This is a genomic window from Salibacterium qingdaonense (genome assembly GCF_900114715.1).
Classification (GTDB): Bacteria; Bacillota; Bacilli; order Bacillales; family Marinococcaceae; genus Salibacterium; species Salibacterium qingdaonense.
On sequence record NZ_FOTY01000005.1, the window covers coordinates 56,706 to 79,922 of the forward strand.

Here is a 23,217-nt window from a genome sequence, read left to right on the forward strand (position 1 = left end):
AGTAACCTTGCTTTCTTTGTATTTGCGGTTAGTGTGTTTCCATTTCACACGCAATATACATAACGCCCGTCTAAAGTGCACATCTTAGAAATGGAGTTGATAAACGTGAAAACAGCTGGTATTACATGTTTACTTTTTAGTACGCTGCTTGGATTTTCTCTGGTTATCGACATAGCTCTGGGGTTTAATGTAAACGACGCAGTCCGAAACACCCTTAATCCGTTCCGGGTCATGGATACGGGTGAAATGGCAGTAATAGGGGTGTTTATCCTGGTTTTAGCAGCAGATCTGATGATGGCATTTATACGAAAAAGAAAAGAAGGGGCAGGAAAGAAAAAGGGCAGGATGAAATAATACGGGAGTTGAGTCACGTATTCATACTTTGACGAAACGAGGGATATTTTATGTTTAAAACGCTGGAAGCCATTGCTTCCCTTATTCACGATTATACCGATAAAGAACCAAAACCACCTCTTCATGTCGGGGAAGTAATGGACCTTTGGACTGCTTACACTTCGTTTCAAGAAGCACAGGTGCTCTACCAGGTCGGCTTGAACTCAACCACCGATCCTGATTTAGAGCATGCCTTACAGAAGGCGCTTAAAAGCAGCAAAGCCGATACAAAAAAACTCGAAACATTTCTTCTGAAGGAAGGCGTTCCCCTCCCGCCCGTCAGCTCTCCCAAACCAAACTCTGAGACGAAAGCTGTTCCTAAAGGAGTACAATTAACAAATGAAGAAATCGCGAGTATGGTTTCCGTGAAGATTGCCACGTCGACCTCCTTTTGTGCTGAAGCAATATCAACGTCCCTCCGCAGTGACGTTGCTGTACTATTTTTTGAGATGCAGGTTCACTTAATGCAGTTCGCCCAGCCCTTTAAGAGTGTCATGAAGAACCGAGGCTGGATGCACACACCACCTGCTTACACTCCGCCCGGATCCCCGGACACACCTTGAGCACGCGGAATGTTAACAAAAAAAGACCTCGGAAGCCCCGAAGCCGTTCTCTTTTTTATATCACCGGATAATACGGTTCGTATCTTGGATAACAGAAGTACGGGGGTCTTGGCCCGATTTTGGGCAGAGAAAACGGACGAGCATTGCTATTATAATAAACGTTTACCCTTTCATCCGACTGATGAAGCAGCAGCACATTTTCCTGGGATTGAAACATTTGTTATAACCTCCAATCTCTTTTCATCTTATTCCTTTCCGCCTTATCATGAGCACGTCCTTTGCCAAAAGGCCCCTGCACGGCTTAGGCCTAAAAAACATAAGGTGAAAGAAATACAACTGTGGAGGTTTTTTTCATGGCATCTTATAATTATCCGTTGTACCCCAATTACGGGAAAGTGACTCAATATGAAGAAGTTCCTATGACAGTGCCGGAACAGCGTCAATACCGGCAGCCGGGACTGGAAAAACTCATGAACCCCCGGCCTATCGTCGAAAATCCCAACTATCAAGGAAGCGGCAAATTAACTGGAAAGACGGCGCTGATCACCGGGGGAGACAGCGGTATCGGGGCCGCTGCAGCCATCGCCTTCGCCAAAGAAGGGGCAGACATAGCGATTTCCTATTTAGATGAGCAGGACGATGCCAAGCGGACGAAACAACGTATCGAAGAACTGGGACAACGCTGTCTTTTACTCCCCGGGGATGTGCGGGAAAAACAGCAGTGTGTTTATATTGTAGAAGAAACCGTGGCTGTCTTCGGGCAGCTCGATATTCTCTGCAACCATGTCGGTATTCAATTTCAGCAGTTAAGTCTGCTTGATATTAGTGATGAACAATTTGATGACACATTTAAAGTAAACATATACTCACATTTTTACACTACCAGGGCAGCTCTTCCCCATTTGCAGGCGGGAAGTTCAATTATTAATACCGCTTCTGTTGTGACCTATGACGGGAATAAACAATTAATGGATTATACGGCATCAAAGGGCGCGAATGTCGGGTTTACACGAGCTTTGGCAAATAACCTGGTGGACCAGGGAATACGGGTCAACGCCGTGGCACCGGGTCGTATTTGGACTCCGTTGATTCCGGCTAGTTTTTCAGCGGATGTAGTGACGATGGCAGAGAACCCCATGAACCGTCAGGGGCAGCCTTTCGAACTCGCCCCCACCTACGTTTATCTGGCTTCGGACGACTCCCGTTTTGTGACAGGTCAGACCCTCCATGTCAATGGCGGGCAATGGACATCTTCCTGACGTTTAGAAATCCGTCATCTGCGGCGGTTGCATACAGCAGATTGAAATCGGATCGACCCTCCTCATCTATTCCAACGCTGCATCGGGTCTTCCTGGCTGTCCTTTTTCAGCATTTGAATCATCGAGATTTTACGCTCCTGCCTGGGCTTGTGTAGTTCATCATAAATGATTTTGGAAAGGTCCAGACCTGCTGCTGCGGCTTCTTCTACCGTTCCTGCGTAATAAACGGTCTCGATACCGGTAAAATACATCGCCGACAGACACATCGGACACGGCTCCCCGCTGGCATACATCGTATATCCTGACAAGTCGTGTGTTCTCTGCTCCTCCTGCACACTTCGAATAGCTTCCATTTCGGCATGCGCACTCACGTCATAGCTGCGGTGCAGTTCATTCACCCCTTCAGCCGCAATCTGTTCATCCTTCACAAGTACCGCGCCAAACGGGTGACCGCCTTCGTCTGCATTGCGAAGAGCAAGTTCAACCGCCCGTTCCATGAAATCACTCATCTTCATCCCTCCCGTTTCCATACATGTTTTAAACAGCTTGTCTCTGATCACAAAAGCTGGTTTGGGTACTTTATCAATCATTATACAGGGGAAGTCGAAATCAGGAAAAGGAAGCGGTCTCTCACTAACATTCTGCTGATACAAATTGATCTCAGCCGTTCTCTGCATCAGGGGCGATAAAACGTTTAATACCTGTTATGAACCAATATGATATATAAGCTATAACGATATCAATAAGAAAAACGTAAAACTGAGTCATGCCATGGTCGAATTCCACCAAGCCTGCCACTCTTTCCACGGACATAAACACGAAAACAAATACCGCACTTAAAACGAACGTACATATATAATAATTTTTCTTATGATTCGTGCAATACTGATACATCAGCAGAAATCCGACAGGAAGCAGAGACGTTGTCACGGTTACCGCAAACGGAAGCAGAGGCGTCAAAAAATAAGTGTGACTGAGGTAATTATGATTTTCCAGTATCAGATCAATATAAGTCCAAAGTAAATGAACAGTATATCCAAAACAAAACAGTTCAAATATCCTTGTCCTGTCTATAAAATATAGCAGTAACAGCGGAAGCACCAGCAAAGAAACAACGACCCAGAACTCCCAGGTTCCTACATTCGAATGATCGCTCCAGTAGGAAGAAATAAGCGAATTTAATTCATTCTTTTTCTCCTGTATCTGGTTCCAATACTCCCTGTAACTCATATCATACCCTCCCGGAAAGTTCCTCTTTCTAATGTTTCCACAACGAAAGCATTCATACAAAAAGGTTTTATTTTGATGACCATGAAATCAAAGAGAAGCATCATTCACCGTGTGAAAGAACCGGATTCTCCTATAAAATGAAATCAAAAGACACATTTCATAAACAGGAAGGGGATCAGTATGGAAAAAACAATTGATCATGTGGGTATAGCCGTACGGGATATAGAAGGAAGCAAAGATTTTTACATCAATGTGCTGGGAGGTACGTTCATAGACCATTACGTCAGCGAAGCTTCCGGAGTCGAAAGTGAGGTGGCCGTCCTTTACGTTAACGGTCTTCAGACGGAACTGCTGGCACCGACCAATAATACGACGTCCCCGATTGCGCGTTTTATCAAGCAGAAAGGAAAAGGCGTTCATCATATTGCCTACCACGTGCACGATCTCGATGAAGCACTGAAGGAATTGGAGGAACAAGGAATCCGGGTGCTTGATCATACACGCCGGATGAATAAGCACGGCAGACGTCTCATTTATCTGAACCCGGCGGATACGGAAGGAACTATTATCGAGTACTGTGATTATCCTGAATAAAATCCGTCATATAAAGACTTCTGAATAAAAAAATGACGTCGGACAGAGAGTGGATTGACCGGCGTCATTTCAGGTGTATTTATTTTGTTATACCGCGCTTTTTACCGCACCGGAGCCAACTGCACAGCCATGCGGAGCGCTTCATTTAACGATTGTTCATCGGCGATGTTCTGCCCGGAGATATCAAAAGCGGTTCCGTGATCCACACTTGTGCGGATAATAGGTAGACCGACGGTGATATTCACTCCTGCTTCCAGACCCAGTACTTTCACCGGACCATGGCCCTGATCATGATACTGGGCAACCACCATATCAAAGTCTCCCCGTTTTGCCCGGAAAAACAAGGTATCGGCTGGGAGCGGGCCCTGTACATTGATACCTTCCTCTTGAGCTTTTTCCACCGCCGGGATGACTTTTTCTTCTTCCTCTCGGTTTCCAAACAAGCCGTTTTCCCCCGCATGCGGATTAATGCCGCATACACCGATGGCCGGGTTTTCAAATCCTGCGGTTCGAAGGGTTTCGTCAGCCAGTTTAATAACATCGTACTCCCGCTGTACGTTGATTTTTTCAACGGCATCCAGCAGTCCGACATGCGTGGTGGCGTGAATGACCTTCAATCCCGGAGCGGACAGCATCATAGCGAAGGTCTTGGTTTGCGTTAACTGAGCAAGAATCTCCGTGTGACCGGGATACAAATGACCGGCCTTGTGAAGAGCCTCTTTGTTCAATGGAGCGGTGCAGACCCCTTGAATATCTCCGTTATTTGCTAAGGTTACGGCTTGTTCCAGGTACGAAAAGGCCGCGTGTCCAGCTGCTTCGGAAATTTCTCCCCAGGGCAGATCCGGAGATACGAGATTCATATCCACAATATCAATCGTACCATGCTGGAATAATGCCTCTGATGGATGACCGATGGTACGTACGACAGCCTCCGCCCCCGTCACTTCCACGGCCCGTTCCAACATGGACGCGTCTCCGATGACAAAGGGAAGGCAGTCTGAAAAAAGTTGTTTTGTACTGAGGGATTTTGCGATGATCTCAGGACCTACCCCCGCAGGATCCCCCATCGTTACTGCAATGGCAGGACGTTTCTCCATCATTGTCCTCCTCCTTTCGTTCTAAGGTGTTATCCATCAATAAACAAATCCGGCAGGAAGGTTACAAGGTCCGGCACGAAGATGATAATAATAATAGATAACATATATACAAACACAAAGAGCAGAATGTGTTTCAGCATTTTGATGACGTTGGTCTCGGCAATCTTGGAAGCCATCAGTGTAGACAGGCCGTACGGCGGTGTTACTGTACCGAGACGGATAGCCATTACAGTGACAATACCTGCCACAACCGGATCAATCTGCAGCGATTCCATCACCGGAAGTAAAAGCGGTACGAAAATCAGCATGGCGGATGTCGGTTCCATAAAAGTTCCCAATATAACATACAGCAGCATGAGCAGAAGAAGGAAGCCACTTGCGGGCACATTGCTGTTGATAAGGAAATTGATAATCGGATCCATCACTTCATAATACGTGAGCACCCAGGATAAAAACCCTGCCGCAGCAATGAGAATATAAATAACCGAGGATTCCATTGCCGCTTTCTTGGTTGCTGCTCCGTATTCTTTGAGGCTCGATCCTTTTTTGATAAAGAGTGCCACTATGACAACATATACGACAGCAATACTGGCAGCTTCTGTTGCGGTAAACACACCGCTCATAATGCCGACAATAACGACCAGGAACAAGGAAAGCGGAAAAATACTTTTCCGTACGGCGACAAGCTTGGAAAGGCGTTCGTTTTCCCCTAGATTAATATCTTTGTTGTCTACGTTGCCCACTTCATTTTTGGAAGCGTAGTAATAGGCATATCCCATCTGCATCAGACCAATTAGAATGCCTGGAATTATCCCTCCCATAAACAAGGCAGCAACCGATGTCTGCGCCAACGCTCCATATACAATCAGCAGAATACTTGGCGGGATAATGGAGCCAATCGTAGACGATGCTGCTGTGATGGTAGCAGCAAACTCTCTGCTGTATCCGGCTTTGATCATCGCCGGAATCAGTACACGGCCGAGAGAAGCCACATCAGCGACAGAGGATCCCGAGATAGCGGCGAAGAAGATACTGGTCACGATGTTAATATGAGCCAGACTTCCTTTTGCTTTACCCACTAAGGCTTTTGAAATGTAAATTAAATCTTCGGTCACCCCGGTAAGATTCATAATACGGCCGCAGAAGATAAACAAGGGAATCGCCAGCAGTGTAAAACTTTGAATCGATTCCAGCATAATCGTACTCATCTGCGTCAAACTGACAAGGGGGTCTACTAAAACAGGGATCGCCGACGCCAGCACAAGACTGAAGACTACAGGCACTCCCAGGAGCAGACATGTAAAAAATACAGCGACAACCCCTACTAAAACCATGAATGATCACCTCACTGCCCTTTCCTGCTGTTAAAAAATTGCTTGATATTAATAAGATGAAAAATCAACATTAATACAGCACCGACCAGCACCGCCGAAAAGTAATAAGCCAATGAAGGCGGAGAGGAGAGGAATCGTACCTGCACCAGTTCTGTCCGTCCAAGGCCTGCTTCAAGTGCTTTCCATCCAACAACCACTAAAATACAAATCGCAGCCAGCGTTAATATATACACCAGGATATTTTTGATTTTTACCAATGTCGGGTGTAGAAAGTCAGAGAAAATATCAATCTGCAGATGCTCATTTCCTTTCACGGCTACCGCTGCTCCTAAAAAGACAAGCCATGCGATAGATAGCTTTTGAAATATCTCCGTTTCCGGTATGGATTCGGAGAATACGTAACGCGCCAGTACTCTTGTAAATAAAGTGAGGGACAACAAAACCAGAAAGAATGCGTTTATCGTCTCGATCCAGTTCTGAAATTTATCAAGAAGCTTTTTCAACGTGCCGGGAACCTCCCTTCTCCAACCGCCCCCGCACGGCTGTGCATGCGGAGGCCGCTGTATCTTTACTGTGTACCGAAGATATCATCGATCTCATCCTGGATGCCGTGCTTTTCGGCAATTGCCTGAAGCTGTTTTCTGGAGGCTTCGATAAATGCCTCGCGGTCAGGGTTTGTGAATTCGACACCGAACTCATCTTTCAATGTCTGAACATCTTCTTCTGATTTTTCAAAGGCTTTATTGATATATTCTTCCTGTACATCCTGCGCCGCGTTCATGACAACGTCCTGCATGTCAGAATCAAGGGCCTCAAACTGTTCGTTGTTCATAACAACAAAACCGAGGGTAAGATTGTGCTGGGTCCGGGCCACATAATCGGCTACTTCACCAAAGCGCTGCTCAATCATGGCGTCCATACTGTTCTGCGATCCTTCCACAACACCGGTCTGCAGGGCTGTGTACACTTCATCAAAAGCTACCGCTGTCGGGTTGGCTCCGAGGTTTCTCCACCATTCCAATTCGGTGGACTCGTTCTTACTGCGCATTGTTTTTCCCTGCAGGTCCTCTATCGACTCAATCGGGAACGTACTGATAATATTACGCTCCAGACCGCCGGCGTACATGACCGTTTTCAGACCCGGTTCTTCCACAAGAAGATCTTCAAAGTACTGCAGGCTGTCCTCGGAATTCACCACTTCTTTGTAATGCTCTTCTCCTTCAAAGAGATAGTTGGTACCAAGAGCATCAAACTCAGGGTGATGCTCAGAAAACCAGCCGGAATCGGAATAAATCATGTCAATATCTCCTGAAATCACGGATTGATAAAGGCTTGATGCATTACCAAGCTGGCCGCCTGTGGCCACCTGAAACTCGATTGCACCGTCACTCCGCGTTTCAATTTCATCAGCCAGTGCCTGCAGAGCATTCGCAAGCAGGGAGCCTTCCGGGTTAATGGTGGCAGCCACCATTTCCGTCGTTTCCTGAGACGAACCTTCCCCACTGCCACCGGATTCTCCGCCTCCGTTTCCTCCGTTCCCCGAGGAATTCTCAGCGCCGCTGCTTCCACAGCCGGCCGCTGCCATCATCGAAGTTCCAAGTACAGCTGCAGCAATAGCCTTTTTCATATGAAACGAATGTTTTTTCATTGTTTTCTCCTCCTTTTAAATAAAACCTTGATGATTTAACTTTTGACCCAATTTTCAGTCACAACCGTGTGCTTGATACATTCACGCAGGTAGGTGTACGTGATGTGCAGCGCCCCGTCCTTTGTCTGGTGGATGGATGGATACGAAAATTCAGGGGAGTCCTGATCATGCTGCTGCACCGCGATTTCTCTATAATGCGGCCAGGTACGCCCATTGTCTTCGGAAACAGCAACAGCAAGCGGCGCACGGATCACACCCCAGATTGATTCCTGCTTCCCACTCTGTCCGGAGGCAATCGTCTGTTGGTCCTTATCATCAAACCAGGGAGGACTGTTTACTTCCGGTGGTGCCAGTTCAGCGTTAATATTATTAAATACGATAGCAAGGTTCCCGCTCTGCAGTCTTTGGCACTGAATGGAAGCGTTATTGTTCATTAACGTCGTCTTTTTCGGTTCCGTCCATGTTCTGCCGTAATCATTTGATGTTGTCACATGGATATAGTCTGCTTTACGGCTTCTGAAAAATCCAATTAATTCATTACCACCGCCTTTCACGATACTCATATGAACGAGTGCTTCACTTCCCTCCACCGGGTATTCCTCCCAGGTCTCTCCGGCATCCCCGGAAATCTTCACGACACTGTAGTCTTTTCCTAAAAACCCATTTTCGGATTTGATGCTGTAGTAGGCAGGCAGAATGATTTCGCCATTATCCCGGATGACCGGGGGATTGCGCACGAATGACCCCGGCGTATCAAACAATGTCTGCTCTTGTTCCCATGTTCTTCCGTAATCATTGGAAATCCGGTACCGCACGACGGCTGAATCCTGATGAATCGAGTTCTGGGCGGTATAAAGCAGCCACAACGCGCCGTCGGGATGTTCGAATAACACCGGGTTTTGTTCCGATCTTTTTGGATCACCGGATAACACTTCCGGTTCACTCCAGCTGCCGCTTTCCTTTTCCAATCTGGAACACAGAATGGAAATATCCGACTTTCCTTCCCGGGAACCACCGAACCAGGCGCACAACAGATCACCATTGCTTAGTGAAAGCAGGTTCGACGCATGATTGTGGGAAAATAAACTTGGTATTTTCGTTTCGGTTAATGCCTCACTCATTTCGTTTTCTCCTCTCCTATGCCGGGTAAGCGCTTTAATAAAAGTCCTTTAATTCATGTACGTTCCTCCGTTTATATTAATCGTCTCCCCTGTAATAAAATCCGACATGTTTGATGCGAGAAACAAGACGGCATCTGCTACATTTTCGGGGCTTCCGATTCTGTTTAACGGAATTTTCGAAAGGACCTGGCTGCGGTATTCCTCCGACCATTGTCTGCTCATGTCGGTTTCCACAGGTCCGGGGTTTACTCCGTTCACGTTAATATTGTAATCCGCCATTTCAAGCGCCAGGTGCCTCGTGAGGTAATCCACTCCAGCCTTTGATGCGCCGTAGGCGGGTGCTGCGTTTTTATGGGCGTTTTTTGCAGCGGTGGAGCTGACATTGACAATTTTTCCGTGATGATTTTCGATCATATAAGGAAGGACCGTTTTACAAAAGTACAGCGTGCCGTTTAAGTTGACATCCAGAACGTTCTGCCACTCTTCCAGTCCCATATCAAGGGTCGAATTCCGGCTGTTTATACCAGCGTTGTTGACAAGAATATCAACACTGCCAAAGTGCTGAACCGCGGCTTCCACTGTACGGTCCGCGGTTTGTGGATCTGCCACATTACCGGGAACCATGTAACACCGCTGCCCGAGTTCTTCCACTTCTGTGACCAGCTGCTGCAGTAATATTTCATTTGTTCCATTCACAATCAGAGAGGCTCCGTTTTCCGCCAGTTTTAACGCTGCAGCTCTCCCTATGCCTCTGGTGGCGCCGGAAACGACAGCTGTTTGATTATCAAGTAACACTGCAATACCTCCATTCTTTTTTTGGGAAGAGTCACCTCCTCTTTTTTATCTTCTCTCCTTTTCTGTGCCGTGTTTCGTATTCAATCGTTTCAACGCTGTTTGCATAATCGTTTCTTTTCCAAAGTTTCCTGCCTTCGTCACAACAAACATATTGCTTTGTACCGGCAGTTTTCCAATCGGGATACCGGGTTCTATTTCGTCCAGCAGCTCAAACATTTCCGCTCCCAGATTTTCCATCACCTGCATCGCTGTATCCCCGCCGGTCAGAAAGAGACGTTCCAACTGCAGTTCGTCAACAATAGCCGCAGCCGTTTCACCTAAAAAGCGGGAAATAAGATCACTTACTTCAACGGAACTGAGGCCGGCGTTTTTTCCGTTTTGAATGGCTTCTGCTGCGTTATCCGATGAATAAAAGGCGAGATGAAATCCTTCTGCTTCCGCACGCCCGGCTTCCGAGCGTATCCGTTCGTATTCCTCCATCCGCCGCTCTGCTGATGCAACAATTTCGGCGGACTGTATTTCCAGCCCTTTGACGGTTTCATCCTGCAGCAGAACACGAAGCTGGTTTCTTCCTTCGGCGCTCATACTGCCGACTACAAACACCGCCGCTCCGCTCCCCTCGGGTATCTGCCGCGTGTGATAGTGTTTCTCTTCGTACCCGTAAACGGCCGGGAGATGATAAATTAAACCGGCGGACCCTCCCCATATCACGGAGTAAGATGTGCTTTCCACAAAAGCCGCCAAATCCGCCAGATCCGATTCGACGGCGGCATCCACCGTGATATGATGAATATTTTTATCTTTGCACATCTGAAGAATCTCACGTATTCTTGTTTCACCGGCGTGCAGATCTTCCAGATAAATGTGGGCAGTTTCTCTGCCGGATTGTTCTTGAATAATCCGGTTAATGTCTGAATGCTGTACCGGTGTTTTAGGGTCGCGCGCCACTTCCGTTTCATGTAGCAGTGTATCGTGAAGGTAAAGCATGCGGTTTTTCACCTTTCGGCCGTTCGAAGGATGAGCCGGAGCGGTAATAACAAAGTCAGGAGTAAAATAATCATATAGCGCATTGTTTTCCCGGCCGATATTCCCGCGCATGGTGGAATCGATTTTTTTGTAAATAATCGTTTCCTCCGTATGCTCTATCCTGCTGCAGTAGTCCTTCATCGTTTGATACGAATCTTTTGCTGTCATCGTTCTGCTGTCGGTATTGTAAATATAGATACTGTCTGTCTTTTTTTCTTCCGGCTCCTGAATGATGACAAAAGGTGTCATGCCGTATTTGATGATCTGAACTCCGCTGTCGCCTGCTCCCGTTAAATCATCCGCTAAAATGGATAGTTTCATAACCTGTCTTTCCTATCCAAGAAGCCGGCGGTAGATATTCTTCATATCTTCAAGCGACAGTTCTTTCGGGTTGTTATCCAGCAGCCTTGTGATTTTGGAAGCTGCGACAGCAAGGTCTTCGATATCTTCTTCGGCAACGCCGTATTCGCTTAAATCCTGCGGTATTTCCAGTGTTTTCGTCCATTCTTTGATCTGTTCTATCATTTTTTCCGCTGCCTGCTGATCAGGTTCCCCGTCATCGGCAATCCGGATTTCTTTGGCGACGTTGGACAGCTTCTCTGTAATCGCATCGAGGTTAAACTCCATGACATGCGGAAGCAGCATCGCATTCGCCACACCGTGGGCTACTTTGAATTTTCCGCCTAAAGGATAAGCAAGCGCATGGACCGCGGCCGTTCCGGCACTGGTTAACGCCATTCCGCCATACATGGAACCGACAATCATTTTTTCCCTGGCTTCCACATTCTCACCGTTGCGGTACGCTTCTACAATGCTGCTGCTGATCAATCGAATAGAATCCATGGCAAAGGTGTCACTCAAATAATTGGCTTTGCTGGAAATATAGGACTCAAGCGAATGCGTGAACGCATCCATTCCCGTCGCTGCAGTAATGGATTTTGGCAGTCCGAGAGTCAGCATAGGATCAAGGACAACCAGGTCAGGTAATAGGTAAGGGCTTACAATGCCGATTTTCAACTCTTCTTCCGGGAAGGTGACAATGGCATTCGGTGTTACTTCCGATCCTGTTCCAGACGTTGTAGGAATCAACACCGTCGGAATGCCCGGCTCTTCAATCAGATTGGTGCCCAGCATATCGTTGACCGACTGATCATTTGTTTTCAGTACGGAAAGTACTTTCGCTGCATCCAGTACGCTTCCGCCGCCTACTCCTATGATGACATCGTACGAATCATTTTTAATATCTTCGTGCATGTCTTCAATGTTACCGACTGTAGGTTCCAGCATAACGTCGGTGATGGTCTTGACATGGACGTCCTCCAGCTGTTCATAGATACTGTCCAGAAGTCCCAGATCCTTAATTCCCGGCTGGGTCAGCACAAGAACGGAACGAATATCCCGGTTTACCCCCGGCAGATAATCCCCCAGCTGTTTCACCGCATGCTGCCCGGAAACTATTTTATCCGCTGTTTGAAATTGATACAGACGCTGCATGATAATGATCTCCTTTCGTGTATCTAACCATCTATAATGGTTTGTATTTTGTTCTCCAGTTCTTTCGATACTTCGTGTACAGGCGGACGCGGCGGCCCAGCCAGTATACCTTTTAACTCGACAGCTTTTTTATACACGGCAGGAACGGTTGCCGCCTGAGAAGCCTGTCTAATCGGACGAAGCTGTTCCTGAAAATATTGAGCCTGCTTCCAATCGTTTTCTTTCCACTTTCGATAGATCGAAACCGCCGTTTCCGGAAACACATTCGCTGTGGCGGCCACCGCCCCGTCTCCTCCTGCTATCAACGTCCATAAAATAAGAGAATCCGTGCCGGATAACACAGTAAAGTCATCGTTCGTTTCTTCGATAAATCGTACAATATTATCGAAATTTCCGCTGCTGTCCTTAATGCCCGTTATATTGCCGACTTTCGACAGTTCTTTCACGGTATCAGGATGAATGGACACCCCGGTTTTCCCCGGCATGTTGTATAAGAGAACCGGCAGGGTGACCGCTTCTGCAACAGCTGTAAAATGAGTAATCAGTTCGTTTTGGGAGACCGGATCAAAATAAGGCGTAATAACAGACAGAGCATCCACCCCTATGTTTTCCATCTCTCTGGACAATTCGATAACTTCCTGGGTACTGTTTCCACCTGTTCCCACTGCCAAGGGCACCCGGCCGTCTATTTCATCTTTCACTATAGAAGCAAAACGAAGCTTCTCTTCTTTTGTTAACGTATGAAATTCACCATTCGTTCCGAGAGCGAAAATGCCATCCACCCCGCTGTCCAGCAAATATTGAACGAGCTGACGGGCAGCAGGTTCATTAATCTGGTGATCCGCTGTCATCGGAGTAAGCATCGCTGGTACGATTCCTTTCAGCATAAATTCCCCTCCTCTCTTGAATGTATGTTTCTAATTTAAACATTGTTTCCGCTTTCAAAATCAATGTGCATTAAATATAAAATATAAAGTTTTATATTGCAACCATTTTCCGAAAAATACTTTTTGTATTTTTGTAAATCGTGAATTATTGTTTATTTATGCAACATAAAAGAGCCGGTCCTTTTATGAACCGGCTTTCCTTTCTTATAATTCCTGTTTGTCCTGCTTCAGTTTTCTCCATAGCGTGGTTCTATTAATTCCAAGTCGTTTGGCTGTCTGGGAATGATTATGATTTTCCTGTTCGAGCACCTGTTTAATGACGCGTGTTTCTATTTCACTCAACGTCCCGCTCACTTGAATGTTGGGGTATTCCCATTTTTGCGGAAGAGCCTGTCGTATATTTTCCATCTCGAGATAGGACTCCCCGGCGATAAGCACTGCTTCTTCAATCACCCGGTACAGCTGTGACACATTTCCCGGCCAATCGATTTCCTTTAGGAGCTCCAGGCTCTCTTCCCTAATACCTGATATCTGCTTCCCATACCTGACATTACTCTCATTTATGAAAAGACTGGACAAGCTCTCTATATCTTCTTTGCGTTCCCGCAGAGGAGGGATATACAGTTTCAGCTCTGCTGCCTGATCATACAGCGAACCCAGGAAACTTTGCTGAACGAGGGGCTCCAGCTCACACGAAGTAGAGGATATAACCTGTGTATTCCCTTTTGCTTGCAGCGCACGGCTGACCATCTGCTGCCCGCTGCGGGACAAGGCATCAATGTTTTTCAGCAGAACGGTGCCGCCTTCTGCGAGAGAGACCAGCGAATACCCCTCAAGCGGGTCGCTGCTGATCCGTTCCAGTTCATTCTCCGTGACTTGTTCACAATCAATGGTTACAAAAGGAGAACGGTGCCTTTCGCTGCTGAGATGGATAAGCTCAGCTGTCCGTCCTTTTCCCGTGCCCCTTTCTCCTTCTATTAAGATATTCCTCCCTGCCCCGGCAAATGCCATGGCTTTCTCATACATCTTATTCATTTCTACACTTTCGGAGATACGCCCTGTCAGCACAGTCGAAGGACCGGTTGTCCGGTGCTGGTTCGACTGGATATCCAGTCCGCGTACAGCTTGTATGTCGTCAATATCCAACAGGAAGAACACACCGAAAGACTCTTCTTTCTCTTGGATCACCTGTGACTGAATAAGCCACATACGGCTGTCCTTCTCATACAAAAAGGAGTATGAGGGACTGCTTTCGATCTTCTGAAACACATCGTCCATTCCACCGAAATAATCCCACACAATGTTTTGGATAAATGCCGGATCATCCGTTCCAGCATACTTCACCTTTCCCTTCTGATCCAGTACGGCAACATCCTGCTGCATGTTTCGTAATACAACGTCGCCGATCCCATACCATGCTTTCATATTTTCCACAATGTTATAGGATTTGCGCGCTTCATAAAACGCCTTGCTGACACTTTCTCTTCCTGACGTCAATAAAATACCGTTCAGCCCAAGCTCTTCGGCTATCCGAACGGTGATAACATCACCAATAATAACCTGGTATCCGTTTTTCTGAAGGGCCTTCAGTCTGCTCTGCACCTCATCGGCTTCTGTAATCGTAATGGTTTTCACATCAATGTCCACCAGCGAACAGACGGCGGAAGCTCCTTCTGCAATAGCGGCGAAACCAACAATCGCTGCTTTACCGGGAAAGTCTTTAATCAGGGTAATGACTCTCAGCATGTCATACCCCGACACTTCTACTTCAATGACCGGAATCGAGACCTGTTCCTGGATAAGCTCGGCGGTACCGCCGCGGCTGATGATAATATCCGTTCCGTTATTCTCCGCTTCCTTTGCATAATGTAAGCCGGCATTTAAGTCACCGGTTTCCACAACCAATTCAAACGGCTGATTCTGCCCCAAACTTAAAAGGAGTTCCTTTAAACCCGGATACGGAGCTATAGCAAGAATTTTCATGCCATCCTCCTTCGTTGCAATATTAAACATAATTTCACTATACCAGAAAATGAATGCGCTTGTAAAAAATAATTGATAAATTATTCAACATATCGGAGTGCTGCTTCATCACAGGTATTTACTTTACATACTTTTTCTTTAAAATAATGGTGGAAGGAGTGATGGTGCGTGGAAAGTGGCTTTTTTGAACAGGTATACAGCATCGTAGAAGATATTCCCAAGGGAAGGGTGGCAAGCTACTCCCAGATTGCACGAATGCTCGAGCAGCCCCACAATGCCCGGGTGGTGGGATGGGCTATGCGTCAATCACCGCCGGAAAGAGAGCTTCCCGCCCACCGCGTGGTGAAACAGTCTGGTGATACCGCCCCCGGATTTCTGGAACAGCGGACCCTTCTGGAAAACGAAGGAGTTGCATTCGACCACAAAGGCAGAGTCCGCATGGAGGACCATCAGTGGGAACGATAGATAAAATCAACATCCCCCCTATTCTTTTCCGTTCTCTAACACCTTATCTCTATAGTAAAATTGTCGCTTCCTCTATGGGGGAGCGGCCCGGCTGGCTGCCGGATCAACTGGCTGTTCTGCAGGTTCTTTTTGCTTTAGGCGGTGTGCTTTCCATCTTTTTCATCGGGATGGCACTGCTTTTGCTCACTGCTGTCCTCATTGTGCTGATAGTGTTTGCACTGACCGGTCAGTGGCACCGCATCCCGCTGCTGATCCGGTTTATTAAATAGCCGGATCTTCCCTTTACCAGCTCGATTTTTTCACGCCGGGAAGCTGTCCTTTATGAGCAAGATCCCGGAACGCAATCCGCGACAAACCGAATTTGCGCATATAGCCGTGCGGGCGTCCGGTTACTTCGCATCTGTTGTGAAGCCGTGTCGGGGATGCATCACGCGGGAGTTTTTTCAGCGCCTCGTAGTCGCCTTTTTCTTTTAGTTCTTTGCGCAGCTCTGCATATTTTTCAACGGTTTTTTGTCGCTGTTTTTCTCTAGCTATCTTTGATTTTTTAGCCATCGTTTCGTTTCCTCCTTTGTTAAATGCCTGGTATTTTCTGCTTTTCTTCTTCAAACGATTCACGCCATTCTTTCATTTCACCTGGTTGAATAAGGCATTCATCGAGCGTCCGTTCGATATAGTCGGTGTCCAGATCGACGCCTATAAACACAAGTTCTGTTTTGCGGTCTCCGTAAGGGTGGGCTTCCAGTTCTTCTCGTGCTTCCGGCTGTTCCCTGAGAATTTCACCTTTTTCCGCGGACGGCAGCGCATCCACCCAATACGTGACAGACTCGAGTGTAATAGAAGACGAAGCCTGGGACAGCATAAATGCCATCGTATGATACGTGGAAAGCCAGGCGATGCCTTTAGCTCTCGCGATGTCTTTCGGGTACTGTTCAAACCACTGCTTCAGCCTTTCTGTGTGAAACGGCATTCTGCGGCGGTACACAAAAGAACGAATCCCATATTCTTCGGTCTCCGGGGTATGCTCTTCCTCCTCCAGTTCCCGGAGCCAGCCGGCTGATTCACTGGCTTTCTCAAATTCAAACAGGCCGGTGCCCAGAATGTCCTGCAACTCCACATTGCCGTAATTGGTCTCAATCAGTGCTGCTTCCGGCTGCAGTTTGCGGAGAAAGGCAATCAGCTGCTCTCTTTTTTCCGCCGGAACCATATCGATTTTGTTAACCACCATAACGTCACAGAACTCCACCTGGTCGATTAAGAGATCAACTACCTGCCGCTCATCTTCTTCGACCGCTTCCTGCTTTCGGTCCAGCAGTGATTCCCCTGATGAGAAATCCTCCCAGAAACGATTCGCGTCCACGACGGTTACCATCGTGTCCAATTCACAGTACTGGGTAAGGTCGATTCCCATTTCTTCATCGATATAGCTGAATGTCTGCGCCACCGGTACCGGTTCACTGATGCCGGACGATTCGATGATGATATAATCGATATCCCCCTGCTCAGCCAGCCGCTGCACCTCGATAAGCAGATCTTCGCGCAAGGTGCAGCAGATGCAGCCGTTTGACATCTCCACCATTTTTTCCTCCGTCCGCTTGAAACCGCCATGTTCAATAATGCCGGCATCCACATTGACTTCACTCATGTCGTTGACGATGACTGCCGTTTTCAGGCCCTGTCGATTGTTCAACACATGATTCAAAATGGTCGTTTTTCCCGCACCGAGGTACCCGCTCAGTACGGTCACAGGAATTTTTCTCATGTTCTTGTACCTCCTTTCCCTTCAGATTTTCATTAATGGCTGTGATCGTGGCTGTGGTCATGATTATGGCTGTTGTTTCCCTCGGTTTCTTCAGTGGAACCACCTTGATTCGAGCTGCTGGATGGATTTGCAGCTGCACCTTCCAGCGCCGTTTGAAGGTTGTCCAGATTCTGCTGCATCAAATCGAAATAACCTTGGTTATTCTGGATTTCTTCTTCGGTCCGCACGGACAGATTGTGGAGCTGCAGTGCTTCGGCTCCAACTTCGTCCTGAATCACCTCTGTCACTTTCGAAGTGACGTTCTGCTCAAACATGACGTGTTCGATACCTTCGGACTCAACGGTACTGATGATATTCTGCAGTTCTTTCTGGGATGGTTCCGATGATGGAGCAAGTCCTGATACGCTGATCTGCTCCAGTCCGTACCGATCTTCCCAGTATCCGTACGCTGCGTGGGAAACGATGAAACGGTTATGTCCTGCTGATTCTGCAAGCTGGGAAAACTTCTCATCCAGATCGGATAGACTGTTTTTTAGTTCAGAAGCATTTTCTTCAAAAAGGTTTTCCTGCTCCGGGCGCAGTTCAATGAGCTGGGATTTAATAGTGTCTACAGCTTCCTGAGCACGCACGGGATCCAGCCAGGCGTGGGGATCAACGCTGCCGTGGGAGTGGGAGTGGCCGCCGCCTTCTCCACTGGAATGATCGTGGGAGTGGCCGCCGCTTTCTCCGCCGGAATGATCATGCGAATGACTGTGAGAATGATTATGTCCGCCGCTGAATTCCAGAAGGTTCATGCTGCTTGCCACCTCAAGCGAAGGTATGCCCTCTTCCTCCATCGTGTCGTTGACAGCTTCAGCAAATCCTTCCATGCCTGCTCCGTTCATTATGAATAAATCCGACTCTGCCATATCGATCATCGTTTGACTGGTTGGTTCGTAACTGTGAAGATCAGCACCGGCGGGTACGATATTTGTTACCTCCACCTGATCTCCGCCGATTTTTTCCGTCAAGTCCTGCCACGCAAACAATGTCGTATACACTTGCAGCGGTTCCTGCTCCTGATTGCTCCCGCCGCTTGTCTTCTCACCTGTGTTGTCCTGAGATGCATTCTGCCCTTCCTGTCCTCCGCCGCATGCAGCCATAACCATAATCACTGCTGTAATAAGGAGGTAAATAAAACCCTGACGCTTCATTCATCTATACCCCTTTCAATTTTCGTAATAATTACGATTTACATTATTTGATTATAGTGCAATGCTTACGTTTTGTAAATAATAATCATTACGATTTAATGCACAAAAATAAATCAACCCCCTTCCCAGCTGCTGTGAAAAGGGGGTTGATGTTTGTCAGCTTGCTTCTTTCTCTGTTTCTTCATGATCTTTACGGTTGTTTTTCAAGAACATGTAGAAGGATGCTCCGAAAATAACGATGTACCCTATAAGACTAAGCAGCGTCGGCACCTGTCCGAACAAAAGTATACTTAAAAGGGCCGAATATACAACAGTAGAATAGAAAAAAATCGAGATTTCTCCCGCCGGCGCAAACTTATAAGCAAGCGTGATGCCAAACTGCCCGACCGTCGCAAAGGCTCCGGCTGACAGAAGCAGAGCCCATTGCTGCCAGCTCATCGGTTCATACAGAACGAAGAGAAACGGCAGCAGTATAATGGTTGTAAAAAAGGAAAAGTAAAAGACGACGGTGTAATGCTTTTCCCGGCTGCCAAGGACGCGCAGGAGTGTATAAGCGCCTGCTGCGAACATGGCCCCCACAACCCCGACAATATAAGGGAATATCTCCACGGAGAATTCAGGCTGAATAATGAACAAAGCACCGGCAAATGCAATCAGTACAGCAACGACTTGATACCGGTGAACCGTTTCTTTCAGAAAAAGCGCCGAGAATATAATAAGAATAAACGGACTGAGTTTATTAAGCATTTCTGCATCGGAGAGCACCAAATGATCAATGGCATAGAAGTTCAGGACGATTCCCACTGCCCCGAGCGCGGACCGGCTGAGCAGCAGCTTCTGGTTTTCTTTTCTGCCAAAAATCCGCTCCCGGTGATATAATACAAAACCCAAGGTGATAAAAGCTGCGACAATATTGCGGAAAAAAGCTTTCTGCATCGTCGGCAGATCGCCGGAAAGCTTCACAAAAGCCGCCATAATGGAAAATCCCAAGGCAGAAACCAGTAATAACAAAATACCTTTATTGCGGTCTGACATCTATTGTTCCTCCTATTTCCCGAAACCATGCAGAGCGAAAAAACTGGTACATTCCGCCCCACCGACACACTATATTAATACAAAACAGCGGAAATGGAAAGAATTCTGCTTCGGCCGCTCTTTTGTTCATCCGAAAAGTTTCAATCTAAGACTACAGTAAGACCCCCGAATCGTGGTATAGTAGAGACGGGCATGTCATCCAATAATTATTATGATCATAAAAGGAGTGGACCTACATGAACGAAAAGCAGTTGGAACAGATGAAAAACGGCAAAGGTTTCATCGCTGCACTGGACCAAAGCGGCGGCAGCACACCGAAAGCACTGGCACTTTACGGTGTAACAGAGGATCAGTATTCAGGCGAAGAGGAAATGTTCGATCTTGTACATGACATGCGTACGCGGATCATCACAGCCCCTGCGTTTGATTCCGAACAGATCATCGGCGCTATTCTGTTTGAACAGACGATGGACCGCGAAATTGAAGGTCTTTATACAGCCGACTATCTTTATGAGAAAAAAGGTGTTGTGCCGTTTCTGAAAGTCGACAACGGCCTCGATGCTGAAGAAAACGGCGTACAGAAAATGAAGCCGATTGCCGACCTTGAGGACAAGCTGAGACGCGCAAACGAGCGCAATATCTTCGGTACTAAAATGCGCTCTGTCATCAAAGAGCCGAACGAAGAAGGCATCAAAGCGGTCGTTGAGCAGCAGTTTGAACTCGGCCGTCAGATTATGAATGCCGGCCTCGTTCCGATCATTGAACCGGAAGTGGACATCAACAGTTCCAATAAAGAGAAGTGCGAAGAAATGCTGAAAGAAGAGATTCTCAAGCATCTCAACGAGCTTAACGAAGACGACCGCGTCATGCTCAAACTTACCATCCCGACCGTAGCCAATACGTACACAGAGCTCATTGAGCATCCGAATGTAGTACGCGTTGTGGCTCTTTCCGGCGGGTATGAAATTGACGAGGCGAACCGCAAGCTCTCCGAAAACAACGGCCTGATTGCCAGCTTCTCCCGTGCGCTCACACAGGATCTGAACGTGAATCAGACGGATGAAGAATTCAACAACAAAATGTCAGCAACGGTCAACTCCATTTACCAAGCTTCCATTACGTAAGTGGAACGCTCAGCAAATATCAAACGCTCCCGATTATCTTTTCTAATAATCGGGAGCGTTTTTTGTGTTATAAGGAAGGCATCTCTCCACACCGGCTTATGTCTACTAACCATCTGAAATAATGGATTAGTGTCCATAAAACGATGTTCTATGGACACTACGGCGCTGAATGGAGGTGGGTAGTGGCTGCCGGCGGAGGCCCGCAGCCACTACCTGCCTGTGCGTGCAGCTTAGTGTCCACAAACAAATACTCCGTGGACACTAAAAGCACCGTCCGAGCAGCTAATGACTTCTGAGAATTCTGATGGTGACCACATTATCCTCTATGATAAAATCCAACGTGTTATATCAGAATATCAACGATTGTCCAGTTGCTGTTTCAGATCGTTTTTCTTTTTCAAAAGCTGTTGGAACTCTTCATCTAACGCATCCGACGGAGCGATGCTCAAGCGGCTTAATACCTCGGAAATCCTTGTTTCCACCATCAATAGTTCATCCTGAAGCGGGTTATGGTCCGCCTCTGGTTAGGCACGTAGATATTCCTGATACGATCCATCAAATACAGTGATGCGTTTGTCATGTATCGCAAAAATTCTCGTTGCCGTCTTTTCAAGAAATCGTCGGTCATGCGAGACAAAAAGCACAGTGCCGCAATAATCTCCAAGCAGGGATTCCAACGCTTCAAGCGCCCTGATATCCAGATAATTCGTAGGTTCATCGAGAATCAGAACATTCGCACCGCTGACAAACAGTTTAGCAAAACCCGTTTTTACCCGCTCTCCCCCGCTTAGATCTTTCACCCGTTTAAAAACATCCTCCTGAAAGAAACCGAGGCGTCCGAGTACCGTCCGGATTATCGTCTCATCCTGAAATGACGTGTCCCGCACGTTATCCAGAATGGATTTTTCTTCCTCCAGAATTTCAAGCATTTGGCTGAAGTAACCGAAAGACACAGCCGGTGCCGCTTGAATCCTGTCCCTATCATTTAAAATCATACGAAGAAATGTCGTTTTCCCGCTGCCGTTGGGGCCGATAAGAGCAACTTTATCCCCTCCGCTGATGGAGAAGTCAAAAGCTTCCCACAATCGTTTATCCCCGGCACGTCCTTCCACATCCCAGCCGCGTATGACCGTGCGGTGCTGCAAAGATTCCTGCTCCACTACCTGCATGTTAATCGGAGGAAGCTCTTTCGGCCGTTCCACCTCTTTCAACTGATGCAGCCTGGTTTCTACCGCGTCTGCGTCCTTACTGAGCTTTTTCTGCTTTTTGGCAAAATGCGGTTTTGTCATTCTTGCCTCAGAATTCGACACGTTCTTCGGTTTTTTCACTGCTTTCTGCGCTTGCTGCTCTTTCTGATGAAGTGCTTCCTCCAGTTGTTTTTTCGTGTCTTTATATTTCTTGTATTCTTTCTCGTGGTGTCTTCTTTTTGCTTCTTTTTGTTCTTCGTAATCAGTATAACCGCCGGTAAATACCTACACGCTTTCATTCTCTATTTCCCAAATCTGTGTGCAGAGAGCATCAAGAAAGGTACGGTCATGAGAAATAATAATGAATGTACCGCTCCACTGCTTCAGCGTCTGCTCCAACTGCTCTACATTGCCGGTATCCAAATGGGTTGTCGGTTCATCAGCAAGTAGAATATCCGGCCCTTCGGCAAATACCTCCTCAATAACCGTCTGCGATATTTCTCCACCGCTTTTATTAGAAAGGCGAGGTTTTAACTGCGGTATTATCGAAACAGCCGACCTCCGGACCACTGTGCCAATTGACGGTTCTACACTTCCGGCAATAATCGATAACAAAGACGTCTTTCCAGACCCGTTTGGCCCCACCAAACCAATTTTATCTCCTTGATGAATACTCAACTGTTCAATAGTAAATAACGTGCGCTCTTTTACGTCTATACGGATATCCTGTAAATGTATCAGTGACATGATCTCATCTCCTTTTTGGATCGATGGAGACCATTTTATTCAGGCAGTCCGCCCACAAAAACAGCCCCCTGTTTTCCGTGTACAAACGTCCGGAACAGGGGGCATACCTCTACCTCTAATGGGGGATAACTGCAGGATACACGTTTCCACCAATCCTATTCCGAACGGTTCCGCATGAAGATCCAGATCACCCCTCTGCGCAAAAGTTGGTGTCTGCAATTCATACATCTGTCCCGTTAAAGTGAAATAGAATTAGTATTTCATTGACCTACAGTTCATCCCC

At 47.1% G+C, this 23,217-nt stretch carries 23 protein-coding genes and 1 pseudogene; 7 read left to right on the plus strand and 17 right to left on the minus strand.

Annotated elements, in window-relative coordinates; translation table 11 throughout:
• Positions 1-105 precede the first annotated feature (105 nt).
• From BM058_RS06145 to BM058_RS06155, 3 genes are all read left to right on the plus strand, one after another.
• On the plus strand, positions 106-354 hold the full coding sequence (locus tag BM058_RS06145) for a hypothetical protein (RefSeq protein WP_090926162.1): 249 nt from the start codon (positions 106-108) through the stop codon (positions 352-354).
• A 50-nt stretch (positions 355-404) separates the two neighbouring features.
• Entirely contained in the window at positions 405-956 is a 552-nt protein-coding gene (locus BM058_RS06150; RefSeq protein ID WP_090926163.1) for a DUF3231 family protein, read from the plus strand.
• 353 nt (positions 957-1,309) lie between these two features.
• Positions 1,310-2,215: an SDR family oxidoreductase gene (locus BM058_RS06155; protein ID WP_090926164.1), complete on the plus strand. Its 906-nt coding sequence runs from the start codon at positions 1,310-1,312 to the stop codon at positions 2,213-2,215.
• 62 nt (positions 2,216-2,277) lie between these two features.
• Here the strand turns inward: BM058_RS06155 and BM058_RS06160 are convergent, their stop codons facing one another.
• Both BM058_RS06160 and BM058_RS06165 read right to left on the minus strand, forming a co-directional pair.
• Positions 2,278-2,724, minus strand: a complete 447-nt coding sequence (locus BM058_RS06160; RefSeq protein WP_090926165.1) for a nucleoside deaminase — start codon at positions 2,722-2,724, stop codon at positions 2,278-2,280.
• Between the two features lie 151 nt (positions 2,725-2,875).
• Positions 2,876-3,445: a hypothetical protein gene (locus BM058_RS06165; RefSeq protein WP_090926166.1), complete on the minus strand. Its 570-nt coding sequence runs from the start codon at positions 3,443-3,445 to the stop codon at positions 2,876-2,878.
• A gap of 180 nt (positions 3,446-3,625) precedes the next feature.
• On the opposite strand from BM058_RS06165, the gene BM058_RS06170 reads away from it, so the two are divergent.
• Positions 3,626-4,039: a VOC family protein gene (locus BM058_RS06170; RefSeq protein WP_090926167.1), complete on the plus strand. Its 414-nt coding sequence runs from the start codon at positions 3,626-3,628 to the stop codon at positions 4,037-4,039.
• Between the two features lie 101 nt (positions 4,040-4,140).
• Here the strand turns inward: BM058_RS06170 and pdxA are convergent, their stop codons facing one another.
• From pdxA to BM058_RS06220, 10 genes are all read right to left on the minus strand, one after another.
• A complete protein-coding gene (gene pdxA, locus BM058_RS06175) occupies positions 4,141-5,139 on the minus strand; it encodes a 4-hydroxythreonine-4-phosphate dehydrogenase PdxA (protein WP_090926168.1) in 999 nt (332 codons plus the stop codon).
• 26 nt (positions 5,140-5,165) lie between these two features.
• Positions 5,166-6,470: a TRAP transporter large permease gene (locus BM058_RS06180; protein WP_090926169.1), complete on the minus strand. Its 1,305-nt coding sequence runs from the start codon at positions 6,468-6,470 to the stop codon at positions 5,166-5,168.
• A gap of 11 nt (positions 6,471-6,481) precedes the next feature.
• A complete protein-coding gene (locus tag BM058_RS06185; RefSeq protein ID WP_177195451.1) occupies positions 6,482-6,973 on the minus strand; it encodes a TRAP transporter small permease in 492 nt (163 codons plus the stop codon).
• A 65-nt stretch (positions 6,974-7,038) separates the two neighbouring features.
• A complete protein-coding gene (locus tag BM058_RS06190; protein WP_090926171.1) occupies positions 7,039-8,118 on the minus strand; it encodes a TRAP transporter substrate-binding protein in 1,080 nt (359 codons plus the stop codon).
• A gap of 35 nt (positions 8,119-8,153) precedes the next feature.
• Positions 8,154-9,239 (minus strand): sialidase family protein, encoded by a 1,086-nt coding sequence (locus BM058_RS06195; protein ID WP_090926172.1) that lies wholly within the window; start codon positions 9,237-9,239, stop codon positions 8,154-8,156.
• Positions 9,240-9,287: 48 nt separating this feature from the next.
• Positions 9,288-10,034: an SDR family NAD(P)-dependent oxidoreductase gene (locus BM058_RS06200; RefSeq protein WP_090926173.1), complete on the minus strand. Its 747-nt coding sequence runs from the start codon at positions 10,032-10,034 to the stop codon at positions 9,288-9,290.
• 45 nt (positions 10,035-10,079) lie between these two features.
• Positions 10,080-11,381: a four-carbon acid sugar kinase family protein gene (locus tag BM058_RS06205; RefSeq protein WP_090926174.1), complete on the minus strand. Its 1,302-nt coding sequence runs from the start codon at positions 11,379-11,381 to the stop codon at positions 10,080-10,082.
• A 12-nt stretch (positions 11,382-11,393) separates the two neighbouring features.
• On the minus strand, positions 11,394-12,554 hold the full coding sequence (locus BM058_RS06210) for an iron-containing alcohol dehydrogenase (RefSeq protein ID WP_090926175.1): 1,161 nt from the start codon (positions 12,552-12,554) through the stop codon (positions 11,394-11,396).
• Between the two features lie 23 nt (positions 12,555-12,577).
• Complete coding sequence (gene dapA / locus BM058_RS06215) at positions 12,578-13,441, minus strand: 4-hydroxy-tetrahydrodipicolinate synthase (RefSeq protein WP_090926176.1); 864 nt, start codon at positions 13,439-13,441, stop codon at positions 12,578-12,580.
• Positions 13,442-13,645: 204 nt separating this feature from the next.
• Complete coding sequence (locus BM058_RS06220) at positions 13,646-15,424, minus strand: sigma-54-dependent Fis family transcriptional regulator (protein ID WP_177195452.1); 1,779 nt, start codon at positions 15,422-15,424, stop codon at positions 13,646-13,648.
• Positions 15,425-15,592: 168 nt separating this feature from the next.
• Here BM058_RS06220 and BM058_RS06225 point away from each other — a divergent pair, with 168 nt between their 5' ends.
• Together BM058_RS06225 and BM058_RS06230 are read left to right on the plus strand one after the other, a co-directional pair.
• Positions 15,593-15,889, plus strand: coding sequence for an MGMT family protein (locus BM058_RS06225; protein WP_090926178.1), 297 nt, complete (start codon positions 15,593-15,595; stop codon positions 15,887-15,889).
• Entirely contained in the window at positions 15,877-16,158 is a 282-nt protein-coding gene (locus BM058_RS06230) for a hypothetical protein (RefSeq protein ID WP_090926179.1), read from the plus strand. The genes BM058_RS06225 and BM058_RS06230 overlap by 13 nt, the downstream gene beginning before the upstream one ends.
• A gap of 13 nt (positions 16,159-16,171) precedes the next feature.
• Here the strand turns inward: BM058_RS06230 and rpsN are convergent, their stop codons facing one another.
• The 4 genes from rpsN to BM058_RS06250 form a co-directional block, all read right to left on the minus strand.
• Positions 16,172-16,441, minus strand: coding sequence for a 30S ribosomal protein S14 (gene rpsN / locus BM058_RS06235; protein WP_090926180.1), 270 nt, complete (start codon positions 16,439-16,441; stop codon positions 16,172-16,174).
• Positions 16,442-16,460: 19 nt separating this feature from the next.
• Positions 16,461-17,648 carry a GTP-binding protein gene (locus tag BM058_RS06240; RefSeq protein ID WP_090926181.1) on the minus strand — a complete coding sequence of 396 codons (1,188 nt, stop codon included), beginning with the start codon at positions 17,646-17,648 and terminating at the stop codon, positions 16,461-16,463.
• Between the two features lie 32 nt (positions 17,649-17,680).
• Positions 17,681-18,841 (minus strand): metal ABC transporter solute-binding protein, Zn/Mn family, encoded by a 1,161-nt coding sequence (locus BM058_RS06245; RefSeq protein ID WP_090926182.1) that lies wholly within the window; start codon positions 18,839-18,841, stop codon positions 17,681-17,683.
• A 156-nt stretch (positions 18,842-18,997) separates the two neighbouring features.
• Entirely contained in the window at positions 18,998-19,876 is an 879-nt protein-coding gene (locus BM058_RS06250) for a DMT family transporter (RefSeq protein WP_090926183.1), read from the minus strand.
• A 236-nt stretch (positions 19,877-20,112) separates the two neighbouring features.
• On the opposite strand from BM058_RS06250, the gene BM058_RS06255 reads away from it, so the two are divergent.
• Entirely contained in the window at positions 20,113-21,000 is an 888-nt protein-coding gene (locus BM058_RS06255) for a fructose bisphosphate aldolase (protein ID WP_090926184.1), read from the plus strand.
• 356 nt (positions 21,001-21,356) lie between these two features.
• Here BM058_RS06255 and abc-f read toward each other — a convergent pair.
• A pseudogene (gene abc-f / locus BM058_RS06260) lies at positions 21,357-22,934 on the minus strand (ribosomal protection-like ABC-F family protein).
• Positions 22,935-23,217 lie beyond the last annotated feature (283 nt).